At 61.5% G+C, this 19936-nt stretch carries 23 protein-coding genes; 11 read left to right on the top strand and 12 right to left on the bottom strand.

The genetic code is table 11. The features are described 5' to 3' along the window. Positions 1 to 27: 27 nt before the first annotated feature. Together EHW12_RS27365 and EHW12_RS27360 are read right to left on the bottom strand one after the other, a co-directional pair. Entirely contained in the window at positions 28 to 1404 is a 1377-nt protein-coding gene (locus EHW12_RS27365; RefSeq protein ID WP_003942962.1) for an MFS transporter, read from the bottom strand. A gap of 52 nt (positions 1405 to 1456) precedes the next feature. After that, the gene (locus EHW12_RS27360) at positions 1457 to 2332 is read right to left on the bottom strand and encodes an SGNH/GDSL hydrolase family protein (protein ID WP_042446375.1); all 876 of its coding nucleotides are present in this window, start codon (positions 2330 to 2332) and stop codon (positions 1457 to 1459) included. Positions 2333 to 2468: 136 nt separating this feature from the next. Here EHW12_RS27360 and EHW12_RS27355 point away from each other — a divergent pair, with 136 nt between their 5' ends. From EHW12_RS27355 to EHW12_RS27345, 3 genes are read left to right on the top strand one after another with little or no spacing between them, the layout of a single operon-like run. Then, on the top strand, positions 2469 to 3752 hold the full coding sequence (locus EHW12_RS27355; protein ID WP_116058266.1) for a PucR family transcriptional regulator: 1284 nt from the start codon (positions 2469 to 2471) through the stop codon (positions 3750 to 3752). 60 nt (positions 3753 to 3812) lie between these two features. Continuing rightward, the gene (locus EHW12_RS27350) at positions 3813 to 4340 is read left to right on the top strand and encodes a hypothetical protein (RefSeq protein ID WP_007730781.1); all 528 of its coding nucleotides are present in this window, start codon (positions 3813 to 3815) and stop codon (positions 4338 to 4340) included. A gap of 55 nt (positions 4341 to 4395) precedes the next feature. Then, a complete protein-coding gene (locus EHW12_RS27345) occupies positions 4396 to 5124 on the top strand; it encodes a YdcF family protein (protein WP_030536059.1) in 729 nt (242 codons plus the stop codon). Positions 5125 to 5126: 2 nt separating this feature from the next. Here the strand turns inward: EHW12_RS27345 and EHW12_RS27340 are convergent, their stop codons facing one another. Continuing rightward, positions 5127 to 5930, bottom strand: a complete 804-nt coding sequence (locus tag EHW12_RS27340; protein WP_228402304.1) for an AraC family transcriptional regulator — start codon at positions 5928 to 5930, stop codon at positions 5127 to 5129. Here EHW12_RS27340 and EHW12_RS35495 point away from each other — a divergent pair. Together EHW12_RS35495 and EHW12_RS27335 are read left to right on the top strand one after the other, a co-directional pair. Then, positions 5853 to 6020: a hypothetical protein gene (locus tag EHW12_RS35495; RefSeq protein ID WP_230359946.1), complete on the top strand. Its 168-nt coding sequence runs from the start codon at positions 5853 to 5855 to the stop codon at positions 6018 to 6020. The genes EHW12_RS27340 and EHW12_RS35495 overlap by 78 nt on opposite strands. Before the next feature lie 190 nt (positions 6021 to 6210). Continuing rightward, a complete protein-coding gene (locus tag EHW12_RS27335; RefSeq protein ID WP_007730784.1) occupies positions 6211 to 6903 on the top strand; it encodes an alpha/beta hydrolase in 693 nt (230 codons plus the stop codon). A 54-nt stretch (positions 6904 to 6957) separates the two neighbouring features. Here the strand turns inward: EHW12_RS27335 and EHW12_RS27330 are convergent, their stop codons facing one another. Then, complete coding sequence (locus tag EHW12_RS27330; RefSeq protein ID WP_003942924.1) at positions 6958 to 7389, bottom strand: MarR family transcriptional regulator; 432 nt, start codon at positions 7387 to 7389, stop codon at positions 6958 to 6960. Between the two features lie 146 nt (positions 7390 to 7535). Beyond that, positions 7536 to 8204 (bottom strand): DsbA family protein, encoded by a 669-nt coding sequence (locus EHW12_RS27325; RefSeq protein WP_054826049.1) that lies wholly within the window; start codon positions 8202 to 8204, stop codon positions 7536 to 7538. A gap of 140 nt (positions 8205 to 8344) precedes the next feature. Here EHW12_RS27325 and EHW12_RS27320 point away from each other — a divergent pair, with 140 nt between their 5' ends. Beyond that, positions 8345 to 9172 carry an AraC family transcriptional regulator gene (locus EHW12_RS27320; protein ID WP_030536057.1) on the top strand — a complete coding sequence of 276 codons (828 nt, stop codon included), beginning with the start codon at positions 8345 to 8347 and terminating at the stop codon, positions 9170 to 9172. Here the strand turns inward: EHW12_RS27320 and EHW12_RS27315 are convergent. Genes EHW12_RS27315 through EHW12_RS35480 form a run of 4 tightly spaced genes read right to left on the bottom strand, consistent with a single transcriptional unit; the run spans position 9159 to position 11553 of the window. After that, a complete protein-coding gene (locus tag EHW12_RS27315) occupies positions 9159 to 10154 on the bottom strand; it encodes an ABC transporter substrate-binding protein (RefSeq protein ID WP_125052204.1) in 996 nt (331 codons plus the stop codon). The two genes, EHW12_RS27320 and EHW12_RS27315, sit on opposite strands and share 14 nt — an antisense overlap. Positions 10155 to 10160: 6 nt before the next feature. Beyond that, positions 10161 to 10373: a hypothetical protein gene (locus EHW12_RS35490; RefSeq protein ID WP_241199056.1), complete on the bottom strand. Its 213-nt coding sequence runs from the start codon at positions 10371 to 10373 to the stop codon at positions 10161 to 10163. After that, the gene (locus EHW12_RS35485) at positions 10355 to 11050 is read right to left on the bottom strand and encodes an MFS transporter (RefSeq protein WP_241199055.1); all 696 of its coding nucleotides are present in this window, start codon (positions 11048 to 11050) and stop codon (positions 10355 to 10357) included. The genes EHW12_RS35490 and EHW12_RS35485 overlap by 19 nt, the downstream gene beginning before the upstream one ends. Further along, a complete protein-coding gene (locus EHW12_RS35480; protein WP_241199054.1) occupies positions 11044 to 11553 on the bottom strand; it encodes an MFS transporter in 510 nt (169 codons plus the stop codon). The genes EHW12_RS35485 and EHW12_RS35480 overlap by 7 nt, the downstream gene beginning before the upstream one ends. A 119-nt stretch (positions 11554 to 11672) precedes the next feature. On the opposite strand from EHW12_RS35480, the gene EHW12_RS27305 reads away from it, so the two are divergent. Continuing rightward, positions 11673 to 12335, top strand: a complete 663-nt coding sequence (locus tag EHW12_RS27305; protein ID WP_125052202.1) for a TetR/AcrR family transcriptional regulator — start codon at positions 11673 to 11675, stop codon at positions 12333 to 12335. Between the two features lie 6 nt (positions 12336 to 12341). Here the strand turns inward: EHW12_RS27305 and EHW12_RS27300 are convergent, their stop codons facing one another. Then, positions 12342 to 13562 (bottom strand): SfnB family sulfur acquisition oxidoreductase, encoded by a 1221-nt coding sequence (locus EHW12_RS27300; protein WP_125052200.1) that lies wholly within the window; start codon positions 13560 to 13562, stop codon positions 12342 to 12344. 98 nt (positions 13563 to 13660) lie between these two features. Between EHW12_RS27300 and sfnG the strand changes: the two genes are divergently transcribed. Then, entirely contained in the window at positions 13661 to 14785 is a 1125-nt protein-coding gene (sfnG, locus tag EHW12_RS27295) for a dimethylsulfone monooxygenase SfnG (protein ID WP_007730790.1), read from the top strand. A 12-nt stretch (positions 14786 to 14797) separates the two neighbouring features. Here sfnG and EHW12_RS27290 read toward each other — a convergent pair whose 3' ends face one another. Then, on the bottom strand, positions 14798 to 16324 hold the full coding sequence (locus tag EHW12_RS27290) for an aldehyde dehydrogenase family protein (protein WP_164490601.1): 1527 nt from the start codon (positions 16322 to 16324) through the stop codon (positions 14798 to 14800). A gap of 127 nt (positions 16325 to 16451) precedes the next feature. On the opposite strand from EHW12_RS27290, the gene EHW12_RS27285 reads away from it, so the two are divergent. After that, the gene (locus EHW12_RS27285; RefSeq protein ID WP_007730792.1) at positions 16452 to 17594 is read left to right on the top strand and encodes an acyl-CoA dehydrogenase family protein; all 1143 of its coding nucleotides are present in this window, start codon (positions 16452 to 16454) and stop codon (positions 17592 to 17594) included. A gap of 9 nt (positions 17595 to 17603) precedes the next feature. After that, positions 17604 to 18296 carry a GntR family transcriptional regulator gene (locus EHW12_RS27280; protein WP_125052198.1) on the top strand — a complete coding sequence of 231 codons (693 nt, stop codon included), beginning with the start codon at positions 17604 to 17606 and terminating at the stop codon, positions 18294 to 18296. Positions 18297 to 18306: 10 nt separating this feature from the next. On the opposite strand, the gene EHW12_RS27275 is transcribed toward EHW12_RS27280, so the two are convergent. Further along, positions 18307 to 18978, bottom strand: coding sequence for a TetR family transcriptional regulator (locus EHW12_RS27275; RefSeq protein WP_080712722.1), 672 nt, complete (start codon positions 18976 to 18978; stop codon positions 18307 to 18309). 44 nt (positions 18979 to 19022) lie between these two features. Here EHW12_RS27275 and EHW12_RS27270 point away from each other — a divergent pair, with 44 nt between their 5' ends. Continuing rightward, on the top strand, positions 19023 to 19913 hold the full coding sequence (locus EHW12_RS27270; protein ID WP_223304557.1) for an oxygenase MpaB family protein: 891 nt from the start codon (positions 19023 to 19025) through the stop codon (positions 19911 to 19913). The last annotated feature ends 23 nt before the right edge of the window (positions 19914 to 19936 follow it).

Here is a 19936-nt window from a genome sequence, read left to right as displayed (position 1 = left end):
TCCCGCCACCGCCCGTGAACTTGTCGGTCAGGCCTGGCTCAGCTCCGCTTGCATGCGCGCGGAGTCCTTGCCTACAGTGCGGGTAGCCAGGTAGATGAATACCGCGGTGAGTGCCAACATGATCGGCACGAGATACATGGCCGAGTTCAACCCGTCGCCGGCGTACTGAGCCAACTTCCCGGTACCGGCATCTGCAAGCGCACGCTTGGCGAACCAGTCCGAGATCGCTCCAACGGCAACCGGTCCGGAGAATCCGCCGAGAAGGTACATGGCAGCGAAGAACAGCGCCGTCGCAGTGCCGCGGAGCCTGGGAACCACGACGTCGTGAATGGCAGGGTAGACGCTGATGTAGAAGCCGTAGGCCAGAAGCCACCCGGCCGAGAACAAGAGCGTGAACATCACGACGTTTCCGCCGTGTTGCAACAGTGCCAGCGCCGTCAAAGGTGCCGCCAATGCCGAGGTTCCGACACCGATCATCAACCGTGCGCGCGGTGAGCGTGCGCTGGCCTTGTCCGCGTAGCGAGCGCCGAGAAGCAATCCGATCAGGCCCGTGATTCCGACGATGATGCCCGTGACCGATGCCGCCGCAGTCAGCTTCAGATGGTACTGGCGCATGAGCAGTGGGACGACAAACGAATTCACTGCGTAGGCGGCGAAGTTGAACGTCAGCCCGGCAAGGATGAGCCAACGAAGCGTGGGAATTGCGAGCAGACGACGGATCGGGCGGGTGATCGGTGCCTGTGAAACAGCGGCTGCGCGGGCCTCCGGACTTTCGGAACCACCACGAACCGGATCTGCCATGCGGTAGAGCACGACTGCCAGCAGGACACCGGGAATCGCCGCGAGGAAGAACGGTGCACGCCAGCTGTCGAATGCCTCGGCGATCTTGCCGACGGTGAAGTAGGCGAGCATGAGGCCAATTGGCAAACCGAGCATGAAGACACCAAGTGCGCGTGAGCGTCGTTCCGCCGGGTAGATATCGCCGATCATCGAGTTTGCTGCGGGTGTGAAGGTCGCTTCGCCCACACCGACGCCGAGACGCGCGAGGATGAACAGCACGTAGCTGCCGGCGGCACCGGTTGCTGCCGTCAGTCCGCTCCACACCAGGAGTCCGATCCCGATGATCTTGGGACGGTTCTTCGTGTCGGCCAACCGGCCCAGAGGCAGTCCTGCGACTGCGTAGACGAGGGTGAATGCAGAGGTGATCAATCCCAATTGCAAGTCACTGAGCGAAAACTCGTTCTTGATCGGCTCGGCAACGACCGAGGGGATCGCCCGGTCGAAGAAGTTGAGCATGTTCGCGAGAAACAGGGCGACGAGTGTGCCGCCGAGAAGTTTGTCACGTGTTCCGACAGGGGCGCCGTCGACGGACGGCAGCGGCGGAGCGTCTCGTTGAATTGACATGATTGTTCCACCCTTTTCGCGAGTGCTGAATGAATTGTGCTGGGGGAGAAGCTCAGGACAGAGCGTCGGCGACCGTTTTCCCGATCGCCTGCATCCCGGCCGCAGTGGGATGCAGTGGAACCGCCGGCTGGGTAGGGACGATTCCCGTGTAGTAAGCAGTGGCAGGGTCCGTGCAGATGTCATGCCCGGCAGTGGTTTCGGTGATGTCGATGTACTCGACGCCGTGACGGGCCGCAGTTGCTGCCATGACCGTGTTGCCGTAGTCGATCACACTCTGGAGATAGTCGGCGTCGCGCGGCCAGAACGGCTGAGTGCCGGGGCAGCCGCCACCACGGATGTATGTTCCGTATCCGACCACGACGATGCGCGCCGAAGGTGCTCGATCCTGCGCGACTTCGATCATGGAACTCCAACCTGTGGACGCATTTTCGATCATTTGTCGCTGTTGATCGACGCCACCGGAGGTGAACTTGTCACGGCAGGACGTTCCGGCGGGTTCGGGGAGTGGATTGACGCAACTCAGAACTGTCGGGAACAACGAGATGTCGTTGGCACCGATGGTGATGGTGACGAGGTCGGTATCAGGCCCCAATGCTGTTGCCTGCGGTGATACTTGACCGGAGAACGTCGATTGTGCGGTGTCCGTGACGTTGGCGGATCGCGCCGACGAGCAGGTCATATCCGTGAGTTGAGCGCCGAGTTCTCGCGCCACCACGGACGGGTAGTTGTCGAGTGATCGTAGACAACCCGGTGACGACGAGTCCTGCGCGGTGACCAGTGGGCCGGCCGCCGCGGAATCGCCGAGTGCGACGTACTGGATAGTGCTGACCGGTGTCTCGGCACTCGACACACCGGTCCCGAGAGCCGCGATCGAACCGGCAGCCACGACGCCTGCCAGAATGGCTGCGCTGCGCGTTTTCCACGTCACTCGAGGCTCCTCTTGGTCGAAGGTGGGACTTCCAGTTACGCCGCTGATTGTGAATTCGTGAGTGGTGTGGGTTACATAGTGATAGGAAAAAGGCAGGTCGGCCTTGTGGTGACAATTCAATTCTGTGGAGGGTTTTGTGTCAGGAAACAAAGATCTGCCGTTCGAGCCGATTCTGGTTGGTGGCAGATCTCTGGCCGACCGACTGGCGCAACGCACCCATCCACTGGTCATTGAGACAGTCGATCTGGTCCACCGCGACGTCACCTTCTACCGGTTGCTCCCTGACGAGGCATTACGTAACGACGTCACCACCATCGTGAGGCGCAATCTGGAACTGTTCATTTCGATGCTGCGGACCGGCGCCGATCTGGCGCCCGAGTTGCTCGCCGACATCAGCGAATCGGCTCGCCAACGGGCTCAGGAATTGGTTCCGCTCGGTGAGGTGCTGCGGGCATATCACCTGGCTGCCGGGCTGTGGTGGGAGACCATCAGCGAATGGGCGGTCCCGGAAGACGGTGTCGCACTTGCCCGCACCGGACGACTCTTGAATGCATACACCGCGGCCTCCGCGTCGGCGGTTCTTGCCGGCTACGGTTCCGACCACGCCACCCAGACGGACGAGGATTCTGCGCGAAGGTCATTGTTCGTAGCACTTTCGACGGGTGTCGATGTTGATCGGGTCTCCGACGATGTGGGCATCAGGTTGGCGCGCCTGTACTGGGTGGTGGCGCTGCACGTCGAACGGAATGACGACGAGTCCTCGACCGAGGTGGACACTGCCGTCGCCGAGCGGAGAAAGGTGCGCCACCTGCAACGAGAGCTCGATCAGGTGGGGCGTGACAAAGCGCTCGGGGTGCTCGGGAGCAGTGGCGGAGCCGTACTGATTCCTATTGTGGAATCGGAACCCGCTGAGGGGAACTGGGCGTCGAGTCCGCAATATCTTTCATTGTGTCGACGATTGGGTGATCTCGAGAAGGTCATCGGTGCATCGACGGTTGCCGCTGTACACGTCGCGGCGCCCACGGCAATTCCAGCGGCGGTCACGCAGGCGCGCGAGGTGTTGAACGTTGCCCGAAAGTACGGACGCACCAGTGGGGTCGTGCGTCTCGAGGATCTTGCAGTGGAGTATCAACTGACCCGCCCGAGCGCTGCGCTGCCGATCCTCGCAGATGTGTTGTCGCCGTTGGAGTCCGACCCTGCCGTGCTCGAGACGCTCGAATCTTTCATCGACTCCGGATTCGATCGAGCTACCACCGCTCGGCAGTTGCACGTACACCCGAACACGGTCGTGTACCGCCTGCGTAAAGCGAGTTCCCTGACGGGACTTGACCTGTCGTCACCGAAAGACCTTGTACAGGTCACCATGGCGCTGGGAGCGCGTCGCGCAATCGGCATGGAGGCGGACTCTTCCCAAACGTGATGTGTCTGTGGTTCTCTGTGAACGTGTCTGATTCTCGGATTGGCAATGCGGCCGGGAGACATGGCCAGACTGGGTCAGCTGATGGTGCAACGAGGCGCGTGGCGTGATCAGACGTTGATCGACTCCGCCTACCTCGACGAGTTGTCCGCGCCCTCTCCGTCCAATGGGGGGTACGGCTTCTTGACCTGGGTGAACGCGGGCGAGGACTTCTACTCCGTGAATGCGCCGGTGAGCAAGTATGTTTCGCATCCGGTGTGGCAGAACGCGCCTCGGGATCTCTATCTCCAGGAGTTCTTGCGGCTTGTCGTCGCTTCGATCGTGGACGTTCCACCGCCGCCGTACGTCGGGCCTCCCGTGCATGGGTCGGGTGGTCCGCTCATCGACGATCCGTCACAGCTCGTCGGCTTCGCGAACCCCGAATTGATCTTCGACACGATGGTCGGGACGGGGCGAGCAGGAACACCCGGATGCAACATCGTGATCTGCAACAACGAATTGTTGCCGTTCAGTGTCGCCGGCCTGCTCGGGGATGCTGCAGCTCAGATCGGTAACGCGGCAGGCGCGTCGATTCGAGATGCTGGTAGATGACGGTTTCGAACCCGAATTGTTGCCCAATATTTATGTTTAATCTGTGTGACGGTCAGTGAACAGTAAATTTGAGTCAAATGATGCAATCGCGACGAAATGTTCGTTACCGTGGGCTGGACAATCGACAATCTGGGGGTTCGGCTACATGGCAAATGTTCGTAGGTCTCTGACGAAGGGATTGATTGCTGCTTCGGTAATCGCCGCAGCCGGAGTGGGATTGTCGCCGGCGACAGCGAGTGCCGACATCACTCCGACGACGGTCGTCAACGGCATCCTGTCGACGGTGGGCGGCTGCCAAACACCGGTGCGGTCTCTCATTCTTGCGTGCACGAGTGCTGAGACGCTGACACGCCAGTCGCCCGTGCTGCTCGACCTCAACCCCGTGGGCACGAACATCGTCGTCTTGGGTGCCGGCCTCTTCGACGACGGCACGATGCGTCCGATGTTGGTCGACCGGCTTCAGGCGGCGCTCCAGCTGGCCCGTCAGTACCCGCAGTCTCCGATCATCACAAGCGGTGGGGCTCCGAAGGCCGGAGTAACGGAAGCCAGGGCGATGCGCGAATGGCTCGTTGCCAACGGCGTCAACCCGGGCCGGATCACCGAAGAGGGAACTTCGTGGTCGACAGTCGAGAATGCGATCAACTCTGCGCGGATTCTCGCCGATCGAGGCGCGACCGGCGTGGTTGTGGTCTCGAGCGCCAATCACGTGGAGCGCGCGATGGTGGACTTCCGCGTTGCAGTTCTCGGCCGGATCCCGGTCGCAGGCGTAATCGCTGCGACCTGACGTCAGTGATTGTGGGAGTTGGACTTTCGCCAGTTCAACGGCGAGGCGTCGAATCGTCGACGGAAGGCGCGGCTGAACGCGGCATCGGATTCGTAGCCGACAGTTATCGCAATGGTTCCGACCGGCTCGGTGGTTTGCACGAGTAGTTCGGCGGCACGGTCGAGTCGGCGCTCGGTGATGTAAGCGCCGGGCGTCTGGCCGACCAGTCGCGAGAAGCGCTCCGCAAAAGACGATCTCGACAGGGTGGACAGCGTCGCCAGTTCGTCGATGGTCCAGTTGCGTGACGGGTCGTTGTGGACGGCCTCGAGGGCCTGCCCGATTCGTGGATCCATTGCTGCGGTCAACCATCCGCCGTTCGATCCGTCCGCTCGAGCCCACGCTCTGAGGATCTGGACGAAGAGAAGGTCGAGAATCCGGGAAACCATCACGGAGGAACCAGGTTTCGGATCGTCCACCTCGGCGCCCAACAGTCGGCTGCTCACATCGAGCCACTCGACCGGGGTCCCTTGTGTCGCGCGCAGTTCGACGAAGTCCGGCAGAACGGACAGCAGTCGCTGCGCTGCGACGTCGTCGAGTGTGAAAGTACCGAAAAGCCAACATGTTTCGTTTTTCGGGTGCATCGGCATCGCATTCTCGATCGTATGAGCATGCCCATGGGGTAACAGTACGAGTTCCCCGGGGCCGAGTTCGATCGGGGCTTTGCCCTGCGTTCTGATCACGATGTCACCGTGCTCGGCAATGTGAAGTGCTCGCACCCCAGTGGGTACCTCCACGGTGAAGTTCTCGCCGTGGACGCAGCGATGAATCTGATCACCGCGAAGGTGGACGACTTCGAGAACGTGCGAGAGGGTGTCCCGGGTTCGACTCTCGTCCGTGGTGGGTACGTACCGCTGTGATGATGTTGTCCTCATGGATCGATCACTCCGATGGTCTCGAGCATTCGGCGTTTCTGCACAAAAACTTGGCAATCTGGTCATGGTTATTGATCCAGGATCCCCTTAACGTGGGTAACAGGCAAGGCCTGGGTTTCGAAGGCTTGCCGATCGTCGGAGTATTCGTCGCACTGCGTATCTGGAGGAGTTGGTCATGACAGAGAAGGTAAACATCGTTCTGGTGCATGGAGCCTGGGGAGACGGTTCTCATTGGCGTCACGTCATACCCACCCTGCACAACGCCGGGCATCGAGTGGTTGCGGTCCAGAATCCGCTTACTTCGCTCGCCGACGACGTGGACCGGACCAGGAAGTTGGCCGAATCGATGGACGGCCCGACCCTGCTGGTCGGACACTCGTACGGCGGCGCGGTGATCACAGGCGCGGGTCATGCGGAAAACGTTGTGGGACTGGTATATATCGCTGCCTTCGCGCCGGACGAGGGTGACAGCCTGGGAAGTATCTTCGCCCGCACGGATCAGCCGGCGGGCGCGGCGAACATCGCGCCGGACGCCGAGGGCTTCTTGTGGATCGCCCCGGACAAGTTTCAGGAGAGTTTCAGTCAGGATCTCGACGACACGGAAGCATTGGTCATGGCGCTGACGCAGAAACCCATTGCGGGTCAGTGCTTCTCGGACCCGTCAGGGCCGCCGGCATGGCGTGGGAAGCCCAGTTGGTATCAGGTTTCAGGGCAGGACCGAATGATTCCGCCGGAAACCGAGCGATGGATGGCAGAGCGTATCGGTGCCCGCGAGATCGAGGAACTCGACGCAGGCCATGCATCCTTGGCGTCCCACCCGCACGAGGTCACCCAGTTGATCCTGCGTGCTGCTGCAGAATTGTCGTGACGGCGTAAATCGTCCGGCTGTTCGAGTGGGCTGCCCATCACGACTAATTTGTCGTCAGTCCTCGGAACTGCCCAGTCGGTGAAGCAGCGCTGTCAGCGTGGTGATGTCGTCCGTATCCCATTTCGCGAGTCGGGCGCGCCAGCGATCTATCTGGTGATTGCGGATGGTCGTGAGCTTCGTTCGCGCCTCAGGGGTCAGAGCTACCAACTTGGCGCGAGCGTCGTCGGGATCGGGGATTCGTTCCACCAGGCCGAGTCGAGCTGCGGCGTCGATTTGCCTGGTCAAGGTGGACTTCTCGATATCGAGGGTGCAGATCAGGTCGGACATCCGCACCGCATCCGAACGGTTCAGGATGACCAGAACCGGGTAGAGCGCCGGATCGAGTTTGGGATGAATTGCGCGCGCATAGGTGCGCGCCTGGGCGCGTCCTCGTTGCCACATGTCGGCAAGTTCCATCTCCAGGCCCGTGATCGGATCTGAAACCACTGTCGTTTCCCCTTTGGTGCGATTCGTTCGGTGTTCATCAAACCAGAAGGGGGGCCGAAGTGATTTGGGTGAAGTCACGCTGAGCGAAAGGTACGTTCGGCGTACTGAAGGCGCCGGGCGTACCTTTCGCTCGCAAGGTGGGTGGGTCAAGCCACCGCATACGCCCGCACACACGTGTTCAGGTCGCGGGTGAGATCGGCCGCGGTACTGGTCGGAGAACCGAATTTCACGACGGACCCGTCGCTCCCGTGGAACAACAGCGTCGGAAACGAAGTGGCGCCGAGCCTGCGTGCTCGGACGAAATCAGCGCGGGCGGCATCCTTCGAGGCGGCGGTGAACAGGGAAGACACCGCGGCAGATGGGTCGAGTTCGAGGGATTCCGCGATGGATCGGTATGTCTCGGGATCGGAAAGGCTGCGCCCGTCTCGGTAGAACGCGATCTGCATGGCCTCCGCGATGTCGAGGGCGCGTGTCGGATCTTGCGCGCGCAGTGCGGCGAGTCCGATCGCTGCATCCGTCGAATCCATGACGAACCGCCCATCAGTCACCAGTTGTGAATATCCGTCACCGAAGACAGCGCCGGTCTGGGCGGCGATGGTGGCGTTGGCTGATTTCAGGTACGGAGCCGAAGACATGGGCGCGACGCGCTCACCGGTGAACAGTCCGCCGCTGACCACGGACAAGTCGATGGAATCGGCATTTTGACGGACGAACTCCGTCAACGCAGGGCCGAAGCCGAAACACCACCCGCAATAGGCGTCGAAGACGTAGGTGAGTTGCGTCTTGCCTGCTGTTTCCGAGCGTGATGTCTGCACTGGAAGATTCCTATCCGAGCGTGAACTGATTGATACCCTGACGGTATGTCGCATTCGGGTATTCGGTCACGGTGAAGATGAGTCCCGAACTAGTGAAAAACAGACAAGTACCCGTCCGGGACGTCGGGTACGCATCGTCGGTGGCAGATGCGACCGAGATCGAAGTACTCAGCCTGGACACCATTCGCATCAACGGGGGAAGCGCAGAGTTCGTCGGCCCCCAACGTCCGCAATTTCACTTGCTCGCTCTGGTGACCGAGGGCTCGGCGCTACACACCATCGACTTCGTGAACTACGCGGTGAGCCCGGGGACCGTGTTCTGGGTCAGACCGGGGCAGGTGCAACAGTGGGGGCGAATCCAGGATTTCGAGGCGACGGTTGTTCTGTTCACGCCCTCGTCGCTCGATGCCGTCAGTCAGCAGTTGTTGGACGGGAACGCTCGCAGTCGGCAGGCAGCGTGGCAGTTGTCCGGTGAGAACCTCGAGACCATCAGCACGGGTATGAAACACCTGAACCTGAACTACGGCTGCCCGGATACTTCCGCGCCGGTCGTTCGCGCGGCCATTCTGCGGCACACGCTGACAGCAATTCTGTTGAAACTGACCCATCTCGGTGGACAGGAACAGAGTTCCGTGCTGGCGCACAATGACGTGTTCGAAAGGTTTCATGCCGTTGTCGAACGTGACTTCGCCACGGTCCGTTCGGTTTCGGAGTACGCCAACAAGATCGGGTACTCCGAGAAGACTGTGCTGCGGGCCACCCGAGCCGCTGCCGGGATGACGGCAAAGCAGTACATCGATCAGCGTGTGGTTCTCGAAGCGAAACGTCTGCTGTCTTTCGGCACGGACACGGTCACCCAGGTGGCGTCGAAGTTGGGGTTCGACGATTCTGCGAACTTCACGAAGTTCTTCGCCACCCGGGTGGGTGTTTCTCCGCTGACCTTCCGTCAGGACGTCAGAGCGCGCTGAATGCCGTCCATCGCGCGTCGGCGCTGTCGAGGGTTCCGATACTGTTCTGCCCCTTGCCATGTGCGATGCCGTCCAGATCCTGGATGATCCAGTAGATGGCAAAAGGATGGCTGCCGAACCAGAGATCACCGCTGACGTCCAGAGCGTGCGCCGGATCGGGTGTCAGGTTGTCGAACAGTGGAGTGTTTCGCACGATGGATGCGTCGTACTGCTGCCCGGAAAGTACGGCGACGGTCTGCGCCGCATGCTCGGGTAGGAGTTCAGGCGAGACGGGCGAAATCGTGCCGGTGTCTTGATTGTTGGTCGCGTTGATTTCCGATGCCGGCCTGGTGAATCCGGCCTCGGTGACCAGTGTGGAGATGGGAGTGGTCGGTGGCACGGTGAACAGGTTTCCGCTGTAGCCGAGAAGGATCGCAAGGCTCTGGCCGGCAGCCGCGGACTTGACGTCTTCGAGAACGGATTCCAGCTTTCCGATCATGGCGGTTGCTTCACTGCCTCGATCGAGCTGTGCCCCAGCTTGTTCGAGCACGTCACGCCACGGCGCCGAGTACGGGAGGACCAAGGTTGGCGCCACGGCGTTGATCTGAGCGAACAGGCTCGGTAATGGACCGGCATTGCTCATCAAGATTTCATCGGGTTCGACGGACGCGATCTCCTCGACGGCGGGGTTGGCGAAGAAGGTTGGCTTGTCGAGAACTTCGACGCCCTGCTCGCGCAGGATCGACTTGGCGACGTCCGATCGCAGGGTGCTGTAGACGACGGTGGGCTTCACGCCGAGTGCGAGTGCACTCAACCCCGCGTACTCGTCGAGCGCGAGAATGCGCTGCGGTGAGGCCGGAACTTCGACGGTGCCGAGTTCGTGGGTGACGGAGCGAGTTGCAGAGGCGGTGTCGGACTCGGCGGAGCTGCTGCACGCGCTTGCGCCGGCGACGGTCAGGAGAAGCGCCGAGACGATGCCGAATGCGGTTCGGGTGGTGAACATCTGAGGTCAACGATCCATTCGTGGGAAGAAGAAGGACAGGAGGGTACCGGCCAGCAGTAGGCCGGAGCAGACGAAGAGGGCCTGGGAGTATCCGGAAACCAGTGCTTCGGTCGGCGCGCTGTCCGAACGTGCCGTCGAGGAAGCGGCGACGCTCACGAGAACGGCTAGTCCGAGTGAACCGCCGATCTGACGCGATGTACTCAGTAGCCCGGATGCCATGCCGACTTCTTCGGGGGAGCGTCGGCGGTGGCGACGTTACTGAGCGGCATGAACGACAGACCGATGCCGATGCTCGCCAGAAGCGAAGGCACCAGGATGACGGCCCAGAAGGGACTGTCGAGGTTCATGGTCGAAAACATGAAAGTTCCGATTGCGGCGACTGCTGTCCCGACTACGAGCGGCGGTCGAACTCCGTAGCGCGGAAGGAGTTTGGTGGACGCGAGGATGCCGATCACCAGGCCGAAGCAGAAGGGTAGGAAAGCCAGACCGGTGGTGGTCGGTGAATAGCCCAGCCCGCGTTGCAGGAAGAGTGAGACGAAGAAGAACGCGCTGAACTGTGCCGCGCACACCAGGCACATGATGGCGTTGGCCAGTCCGATTCGGGGTCGAAGCAGGGTGGACAGTCGTACCAGTGGTGTGGCGCAGCGGCTTTCGACCACAACGAAAGCAGTGAGCAGCGCGATCGTGAGCGCGAATCCACCCAGCACGTAACCCGAAGTCCAGGAATGTGATTCCGTGGCGATCACTGTGCCGACAAGGGCGGTGATTCCGGCCGTCGCCAAGATGGCTCCGGGGAGATCGAGGGAGCCGCCTCTGGCGGCTTGGCCGGCCGGCAGGCCACGGGCACCGGCAACTGCGGCGATCAGGGCCACTGGTGCGCCGGCGAACATCACCATCGCCAACTGAGCCCTTCGGTCAAAATGCCGCTCAGGACGACACCGAGTGCGCCGCCCAGTGCTGACGACATTGCGCCGATGCCGAATGCCTTGGCCCTGGCGCGTCCGGTGGGAAAGGCCTGACTGAGTGCGGCGAGCCCGGCCGGCGCGATCAGTGCAGCGCCGACGCCTTGAAGTGCCCGAGCTCCGACAAGCATTTCGGCGGACACGGAGAAGGTGCCGACGATGCTGACGAGGGCGAACAGCAGAAGCCCGGAAACCAGAACTCGACGAGTGCCCATCACGTCGCACAGACGACCGCCGAGAAGCAGCAGTCCGCCGAAGGCGAGGGCGTACGCGTTGACGACCCAGGACAACCCGGCGTCGGAAAAGTTCAGCGATTCCTGGATGTCGGGCAGTGCGACGTTGATGACCGACATGTCGAAGGCCACCAGGAACTGCGCTGCCGCGGCGGCTGTGAGGACCAGAGCCGGTGCGGCTACCGCTCGAGTTGTTGTTGTCATTGCAGGTACCTAATTTGTATACGCGTTCTCATAAGTAGTTAGGTTTACCTTGCTGGCGACTGAGATGCAAGGGGTTCCCCGGGCGAGAGCGTCGTAGCAGGGGCGCGCACAATCGACGGATGGCCGAACAGATGGAACCGAGATCACCGCGGCTCGGACGTCCTCCGATGATCACGTCGGAGCAGATAGTCGACGAGGCGAAACGGCAGCTACAGACCGGCGGCGCCGACGCGTTGAGCATGCGAGCGTTGGCGAAGTCGCTCGGCACCACGCCGATGGCGCTGTACCGGCACGTGGGCGACAAGGAACAGCTGATCAGCGCGGTGCTCGATGTGTACTCACAAGATCTCGGCGCGCTGGTCCTGCCGCAGGATCAGGTCGAACGGCTTCGCACGATCTTCACCGCGATCTTCGAAAAGCTGGCGTCGGAGCGCTGGATCATCGAGTTGCTTCAGCGCGGTGGCCGTGGTGGGAGCGGCGCTGTGGTCTTGGTCGATCGGGCGATGGCTGCGTGTGTCGAACTCGGTATGTCACCTCGTCGCGCACTGTTGGTCTATCGAGCGCTGTGGAACTACACACTCGGCGCATTGCTCAACATCTACGACACCACTACGCGACCGGAAGGCAGCGTGTCACCTCTCGCGGTCAAGATCCGAGAAATCGGGCCCGAGAAACTGCCGGTGCTCAGTGAGGTGCTCGAGGACTGGCCTGGAGGGACGACGACTGAGAGCTACTTGGAAGGACTGGAAGTCTTGATCAGCGGATATATGAACTCCGACTGAGTGTGTTCACAGCAGTCCGTGCCGCGGTGGGATTGTCCCGGACAGTGTCCACCGGCCGATGTGCTGGACCTTCCACCTCGTCGGATCGTGCAGGGTGTGCGTGCGCGCGTCACGCCAGAATCGGGAGAGGTTCGCCGATTCGCCCGCGCTTCTGGTGCCACCGATCTCGAACAAAGTGCTCGTGGCCGCCAATGACGCCCTGGCGCCGACCACTTTGGCAGTTGCAGCGTCGATGGATGCTCGGGCCGTGGAGTCCTCGGTGGGATCACGACGCGCCACGTCGATCGATCGCGCTGCTTCCGCCAAGAGGGATCTGGCAGCGCGAACCTCGATTGCCGCTTCGCCGGCGAGTTGAACGAGCAGTGGATCCTCCACCGCTGTATCGACTTTCGCTTCGAAGAAGGGACGCGCCTTTGCCGCGAGTTTCACGGATTCACGCAGTGCAGCCGACGCGATGCCGGTGTCGATCGCGGCGTGCAGGATCTGGGCCTGTGCTCCGTAGGTGGTCGGGTGAGTGAAGAGCGACGTGAAGGGCACGACATTGAACCGCGGCACCGAAACGGATTCCAGGGTCACGGTTCCGCTTGCAGTTGTCTTCTGTCCCATGCCGTCCCAGTCGTCGACGATCGACAGTCCGGGAGTATTCCGGGGTAGGTAGACCGCGGATTTCACCTGTGCGCCGGTCTCGGTGAATTGATCCGCATTGGCGGCACGCACCACGATCCAATCTGCGAAAAGTGCTCCTGTGCAATAGAATTTTCGACCTTCGAGCACAAAGTCTTCCCCGTCGGAGGTGAGAGTGGTGCCGTCGATGTCGATGGTCTTGTTGCCGCGCTCGCTCTGGGCGTTGGCGAACTGCTTGCCCGACAATGCTTCGGCGTAGAAGAACTGCTTCTGCTCGTTAGACCCCTGGTACCGGAGCGCTTCCAGGAAAGTGAAGTGGCTGTGCGGAATCTGCGCGATGCTGGGATCGCCCTCGGCGAGTAGGCGGAAGACCTCGGCCAACGTCTCGGTGCTTGCGTCGATGCCACCGAACTCCTTCGGCACCGAGAGTCCGAGCAAGCCGGACCGCGCCAGGGTGCGAACCTCGTCGTGGGGAAGGAGGCGCTGCGCATCGCGGACTCCGGCACCTGCCGCGAACTCGTCGGACAGCTGTGACGCCACCGAGAGCGCCTCGTCCTCGCTGGTGATGCGGTGCGCGATCTCCTGAATGTCCACAGCAGTCATGCTGCCACCGTTTCACAGTCGCAGCACCCACCCAACACTTACAACCTGTGTGATCGCTACCCTGGAAACCACTGGGAACTGCATGTTTGCTGGGTTTCATGTCTACTGAACGCATCGCCGACGAGATCAAGTTCGCCTACTGGGTGCCCAATGTCAGTGGTGGTCTGGTCACCTCCGACATCGAGCAGCGGACCAGCTGGGACTACGAGTACAACAAGAAGCTGGCGCAGACCGCCGAGAACAACGGCTTCGAGTACGCCCTGAGCCAGGTACGTTACGAGGCGAGCTACGGGGCCGAATTCCAGCACGAATCCACGAGCTTCAGCCTTGCGCTTCTCCTGGCCACCGAGAAGCTCAAGGTGATCGCCGCGGTGCATCCGGGACTCTGGCAGCCGGCCGTGTTGGCGAAACTGGGCGCTACCGCCGATCACTTGTCGAACGGTCGTTTTGCCGTCAACGTCGTCAGTGGTTGGTTCAAGGACGAGTTCACACATCTAGGCGAGCCGTGGCTCGAGCACGACGAGCGTTATCGGCGTAGCGCCGAGTTCCTGCAGGTTCTTCGGAAGATCTGGACGGAGGACGACGTCGATTTCCGCGGCGACTTCTACCGCATCCACGACTTCACGTTGAAGCCGAAGCCTCTCAACACTCCGGAGCGCCCCAATCCCGAACTGTTCCAAGGTGGTAACTCGGCGGCAGCCCGTGAGAACGCGGGCCGGTATTCGGATTGGTACTTCAGTAACGGCAAGGACTACGACGGCGTCACCGAACAGTTGGTCGACGTTCGCCGTGTTGCTCGTGAGAACGATCGGGAGGTCAAGTTCGGGCTCAACGGATTCATCATCGCCCGCGACACCGAGGCGGAAGCAAAGGACACACTGCGCGAGATCATCGCCAAGGCCAACCGCCCTGCGGTCGAGGGATTCAAGAATGCAGTCCAACAGGCCGGCGCATCGACCGCGTCCAAGGACGGGATGTGGGCGGATTCGACGTTCGAGGACTTGGTTCAGTACAACGACGGTTTCCGCTCACAACTGATCGGCACGCCGGAACAAATCGCGCATCGGATCGTCGAATATCGCCGTCGCGGTGTCGATCTGATTCTCGGCGGATTCCTGCATTTCCAGGAGGAGATCGAATACTTCGGGGCCAAGGTGCTTCCGCTGGTTCGTGAACTCGAAGCAGCCGACAGCGACGAGCAGGTGCTCGTCACCGCCGGCTGATCGCCTGATCTCTCAGGACTTCGCGTGGCGTTTCGCCAGCATCCAACGTGAGATCTTCATGTCCCTGGCTTTTCGCTCGATGGTCAGCAGGTCCAGCGGAGCGTTGAACTTCTGAACGGCCAGTGATTTCACACTGCTGAACTCACGCAGCCCATCGGCTCCGTGGATACGGCCGAATCCGGAATCGCCGACCCCGCCGAACGGCAGGGCGGCGATTCCGGCGAATCCGAGAACCGAATTGACCGTGACGACACCGCATTCGAGCTTTTCGGCAATCGCTCGGCCCTTCGACGAACTCTTGGTGAACACCGAGGCGCCCAAGCCGTACTTCGATGCATTGGCGCGCTCGATCCCCTCGTTCATGTCGGCGACCTTGTTCACCACGACGCTCGGGCCGAACGTCTCCTCGGTGATCGCCGTGGAATCCTCCGGAACATCCGTCAGGATGATCGGATCGATGAACGGACCGTTGAACGAATCAAGTCCGCCGAGTACAGCTTTCGCGCCGCGACTGAGAGCGTCTTCGATCTGGCCCCGGACTATCGCAGTCTGCTTTCCCAGCGTCATCGGCCCGTAGGTCGAGCTGTCGGTGGCGCCGGCGTGGGCGTCTCGTAGCGCGGCGGTGAGCTTGGACAGGAAGGCGTCGTACACGGGCGCTGCGACGTAGATTCGTTCGACGCCGGCACAGGTTTGTCCGCCGTTGCCCACTGCCCCGAATGCCGCGAAGCTCACGGCCGCATCGAGGTTGGCGTCGGAGTCCACCAGCATGGCGTCCTTGCCGCCGCATTCGGCGACCAGGGGGGTGAGGGTGTCCGCGCAGGCGGCCATTACGCGCTTTGCGGTAGCGGTCGAACCGGTGAATGCGATCTTGTCGACACCGGACGAACACAGAAGTGCACCGGTTTTTCCGTCACCGGTAATGGTCTGCAGGACAGGGTGTCCGGGTGCGGCGATGTTCCACAGCCGGGCCAATTCGACGCCGACGCCTGGTGAGAGTTCGCTCGGTTTGAAGACTACGGCGTTGCCGGCGGCCAGTGCGTAGCCGATCGACCCCATCGGTGTGTACAGCGGATAGTTCCAGGGGCCGATCACGCCGACGACGCCCATCGGCCGGTAGCCGACGGATGCAGACTGGTTGGCGCTGATCAGTCCTGCACCGACGCGTCTGCGGCGCAACACTTTCTGTGCGTTGCGTGCCGCCCAGTCGAGATGTTCGACGGCCAGCATGACTTCGAGTAGTGCGTCGTCGCTGGGTTTTCCGGTCTCGGCGGAAATGATCGCCGCCATCGATTCGGCGTGAGTGGCGATCGCGGCGCGGAAATTGCCGAGCACCTTCCGGCGGCCTTGGAATCCGAGTTGATCCCACCACTTCGACGCCGTGCGTGCTGCGGCGACCGCTTTCTCGATCTCCTGCTGGTCTGCAATGGGGTGCTGCGCGACCACGGAATCATTGCGAGGGTCGAGGCTCGCGAAAGTGTGATCGTCCGATCTCGGATCTGTCGACGTGGACGTGCTCTGGCGGCCGAGCTGTTCTGTCATGTTCTTCAGATCCTCCACATGTCGGTGCATCACATATATGTGATGTGATTTACTGTGCTGGTAGTCACAGTATGCGTCGGACCGAGCTCCGACAAGCCTCCAGCCTCATCTCACTCGGGAGTTTTCGATGTACATGGATTTCACGCAGGAGCAGTCTGATTTCGCCAAGTCGGTAGCGTCGTTCTGCAAGAAGGAAAGTGGTACCCGTGAGCAGCGAGACCTGCTGACCGATCATGGCGCCCATAACCACAACCAGGCGTTCTACGAGAAGATGGCGGAATTGGGATGGCTCGGGCTGACTGTCCCGGAGGAATACGGCGGATCCGCCGGAAGCACGGTCGACCTGTGCATCTTTCTGGAGGAAGCCGCCAAGGGCATGGCGCCGATCGGTGGACTCGGCCCGACCGTCATCACCGGGGCTGCATACGAGAAGTTCGGCAGTCCGGCCCAGAAGGAGGCAGTGCTCGGCGGGATCGTCCGTGGCGCGTCTCAGTCGATCTCGATGTCCGAACCCGAAGCGGGCTCCGACGTGGGAAATCTGAGTTGCCGCGCCGAGAAGGTCGACGGTGGGTGGCTGATCAACGGCCAGAAGACGTGGTGTTCCAACGCGCACTTCGCCGAGAACATCCTTCTGGTGGCTCGCACATCCCGAGGTGAAGGCAAGCATGAGGGCCTGACGATGTTCCATGTCCCGGCCGACATCTCCGGATTGAAGATCAGTGGAATCGACACCATGGGCGGCAAGGAGGTCAACGATCTCTACTTCACCGACACATTCCTGCCCGAGGACGCGGTGGTTGGGGAAGTAGGCAACGGCTGGCGTCAACTCATGGCCGGACTCAACATAGAACGCCTCATCCTCGCGGCGATGATGCTCGGGACCGCGCAGCGCGCTTTCGACGACACCCTCGAATTCGTAACCACGCGTAAGCAGTTCGGCCGTCCGGTCGGATCGTTTCAGGCGCTTCGCCATCGGATCGCGGATCTCGCCACGGAGATCGAATGCGGCCGTCTGCTGGTCTACAGCGTGGCCAGGATGGTCGACGCCAACCCGACCAAGATGTTCCCGCGGGAAGCGTCGATGGCCAAGCTCAAGCTGACCGAGACCGCCAAGAAGGTCGCGCTCGAGGGGATGCAGATGATGGGTGGGTACGGTTACGCGACTGAGTTCGACATGGAGCACCATGTGCGAAAGACTCTTGTGTCCTCCATTTATGGTGGTACCAACGAGATTCAGCGAGACATCATCGGCAAAACGTACGGACTGTGAGGATCGGTTGTGGCAACGTCTGCACGCACTCGGAGAGCGACATCTGAGCTGAGGAGACGGCCACAGTTGTCGGAGGACGTGGCCAACCACGTTCGCAACCTGATCATGTCCGGCTCGGTCCGTCCGGGCCAGTTCGTCAGGCTGGACGAAACCGCGGCCGACCTCGGGGTCAGCGTCACGCCGGTGCGAGAAGCCCTCGTCGCATTACGCGGCGAGGGGATGGTCGAGTTGGTTCCGCATCGCGGCTATCTCGTCTCGCCCCTCAGTCGCCAGGACATCGAAGACATCTTCTGGTTGCAGGGGCAGATCGCGGTCAAGCTGGCGTTGCGGGCGATGGACAGCATCACCGCTGATCAACTCGCGGAACTCGCGGAACTCAATGCCGATTTGCGAGCGGCGGTCGACGCTTCGGATGCAGCTGCGATCGAGCAGTGCGAATTCGAGTTCCATCGCCTGATCAATCGCGCTGCGGGTGGTGCGAAGTTGGCATGGTTCCTGTTCGGCGCGATTCGGTACACCCCTGCTCGTCTCTACGCGACGGATCCAGGCTGGGGTGAGCTTGCGGTATCGAGCCACGATGCTTTGATCGCGGCGTTCGAGAAGCACGATCGAGAACAGGTGGACGCGCAGATGAGTCTGCAGTTCTCCGACGGCGCTGCTCGACTTCTCGCTCACCTCGACAACATCGGGATCTGGGACTGAATGCAGGAGCTCAAGACGGCGGCAGGGCGGGTGCGAGCAGGATCGCCGCACATTCGGCGACCAGTTCTTCTTCCGTCACGTCGATGTACCCGTCGAGCCATGCACTGAGGGTCTGCGCCAGGCCGCCGACCAGGAACGTGGCCGTCAGGGTCAGATGACCGCTGTCGTTCAATCGGTAGAAGGTCTTCGCGTTGGCGGCCAGGAGACCGATGAATATCGTCGTCGACGCTTGGCGTTTCTCGGCCAGGACAGGGCTCGTCAGGGCGCTGGAGAACAGTAGACGTCCGCGACGGGGATCGTTCGCGATAGTGCGGACGATATTCGCGATTCCAGCGAGCGCCTTGCCGCGTTCGGTCTCGGCGGCGTCCACTGCAGCCTGGGTTGAAACGGCGATGTCCGTGATGACGGTGTCGTAGACGGCCGACATCAGAGCATCACGATCGGTGAAGCTCTCGTAGAAGTACCGCGCCGCGACACCGGCCTTCTTGCACACTCCGCGGACCGTCAGTTCGGGCTCGGCGGAGCCCATGAGTTCCAGACCGGCCTCGATCAGCGCACCCCGTCGTTGGGCTACGCGGAGCGCGCCGTCGACGCCACCGTACGAACGCGGTTGGTCATTCATGAAGACCATCTTTGCATCCCGAGATTGCTTGACATCTCGGCATTTCAGCGTTTCACTCATCTGAGAACATGCGTTCGCAGATATGACTTCGAAGGGGTTCTGCCATGACGGTGAGTAGGGATTCGACGGGCGGGCGCGAGGAAGCGGTGGCAGGCGGCATCGGAGCGGTCGGCGTCCAGGCGGTCGACATCGACGCCGAGGTTGAAAAGGCGATGTCCGGGCTCGGACTGTTGGCCGCAGGCGCCAACGTCATCATGCAGTTGGCGCGCCCGGCGGTGGGGTACGGCGTGTATGAGAGCAAGGTCGAGACGGGTCGGTTGGATCGGCATCCGGTGAAGCGAACCCGGACGACGCTGACGTATCTCGCCGTCGCAAGCCTGGCGACGGACGAAGAAAAGAAGCTGTACCGACGCGCAGTCAACGGCTCTCACAAGCACGTTCGCTCCGATGAGAACAGCGCGGTCGAATACAACGCGTTCGATCCCGAACTGCAGTTGTGGGTAGCCGCCTGCCTGTACCGAGGCTTCGAGGACGTCTACAAAATCTTGTACGGGGATCTCGATCCGGTAACCCGGGATGCGTTCTATCAGCGCAGCGCCACGTTCGGTACAACCCTTCAGATGCGACGCGACATGTGGCCGGCGGACCGGGACGCGTTCGAGGTCTACTGGAACGAGAACCTCGACAAGGTGGCGATCGACGAGACGATTCGTGAGCATCTCTACGGGATCGCGTCGGCGACCTTCACGCCGAAGTTGTTGCATCCCGTGGTCGGTCCGCTCAACCGATTTGTCACCACAGGGTTCCTGCCCCAAGCCTTTCGTGACGAAATGCGGCTCCCGTGGTCAGTGCGTCAGCAGCGTAACTTCGACCGATCCATGCGCGTCGCCGCGCTGGTCAATCGGTTCAGTCCGAAGATTCTGCGGATGTTTCCCTACAACTTCTATCTCTGGGATCTGCGTCGGCGCATCGCCAAGGGAATCCCGTTGGTCTGAGCCGACTCTGGCACTTGAAGTGA

Source organism: Rhodococcus sp. NJ-530, assembly GCF_003860625.1.
Classification (GTDB): domain Bacteria; phylum Actinomycetota; class Actinomycetes; order Mycobacteriales; family Mycobacteriaceae; genus Rhodococcus_F; species Rhodococcus_F qingshengii.
Note: the sequence above shows the minus strand (reverse complement) of the source record. Positions and strands in the feature narration are given on the sequence as shown.

What these genes read in the sequence shown, in the direction of transcription:
- EHW12_RS27365 (WP_003942962.1), bottom strand. Translation starts at nt 1,404, where the DNA reads ATGTCAATTCAACGAGACGCTCCGCCGCTGCCGTCCGTCGACGGCGCC.
- EHW12_RS27350 (WP_007730781.1), top strand. Translation starts at nt 3,813, where the DNA reads ATGGCCAGACTGGGTCAGCTGATGGTGCAACGAGGCGCGTGGCGTGAT.
- EHW12_RS27335 (WP_007730784.1), top strand. Translation starts at nt 6,211, where the DNA reads ATGACAGAGAAGGTAAACATCGTTCTGGTGCATGGAGCCTGGGGAGAC.
- EHW12_RS27315 (WP_125052204.1), bottom strand. Translation starts at nt 10,154, where the DNA reads ATGTTCACCACCCGAACCGCATTCGGCATCGTCTCGGCGCTTCTCCTG.
- EHW12_RS35490 (WP_241199056.1), bottom strand. Translation starts at nt 10,373, where the DNA reads ATGGCATCCGGGCTACTGAGTACATCGCGTCAGATCGGCGGTTCACTC.
- EHW12_RS35485 (WP_241199055.1), bottom strand. Translation starts at nt 11,050, where the DNA reads ATGGTGATGTTCGCCGGCGCACCAGTGGCCCTGATCGCCGCAGTTGCC.
- EHW12_RS35480 (WP_241199054.1), bottom strand. Translation starts at nt 11,553, where the DNA reads ATGACAACAACAACTCGAGCGGTAGCCGCACCGGCTCTGGTCCTCACA.
- EHW12_RS27305 (WP_125052202.1), top strand. Translation starts at nt 11,673, where the DNA reads ATGGCCGAACAGATGGAACCGAGATCACCGCGGCTCGGACGTCCTCCG.
- EHW12_RS27300 (WP_125052200.1), bottom strand. Translation starts at nt 13,562, where the DNA reads ATGACTGCTGTGGACATTCAGGAGATCGCGCACCGCATCACCAGCGAG.
- sfnG (WP_007730790.1), top strand. Translation starts at nt 13,661, where the DNA reads ATGTCTACTGAACGCATCGCCGACGAGATCAAGTTCGCCTACTGGGTG.
- EHW12_RS27290 (WP_164490601.1), bottom strand. Translation starts at nt 16,324, where the DNA reads ATGACAGAACAGCTCGGCCGCCAGAGCACGTCCACGTCGACAGATCCG.
- EHW12_RS27285 (WP_007730792.1), top strand. Translation starts at nt 16,452, where the DNA reads ATGTACATGGATTTCACGCAGGAGCAGTCTGATTTCGCCAAGTCGGTA.
- EHW12_RS27275 (WP_080712722.1), bottom strand. Translation starts at nt 18,978, where the DNA reads ATGAGTGAAACGCTGAAATGCCGAGATGTCAAGCAATCTCGGGATGCA.
- EHW12_RS27270 (WP_223304557.1), top strand. Translation starts at nt 19,023, where the DNA reads ATGACGGTGAGTAGGGATTCGACGGGCGGGCGCGAGGAAGCGGTGGCA.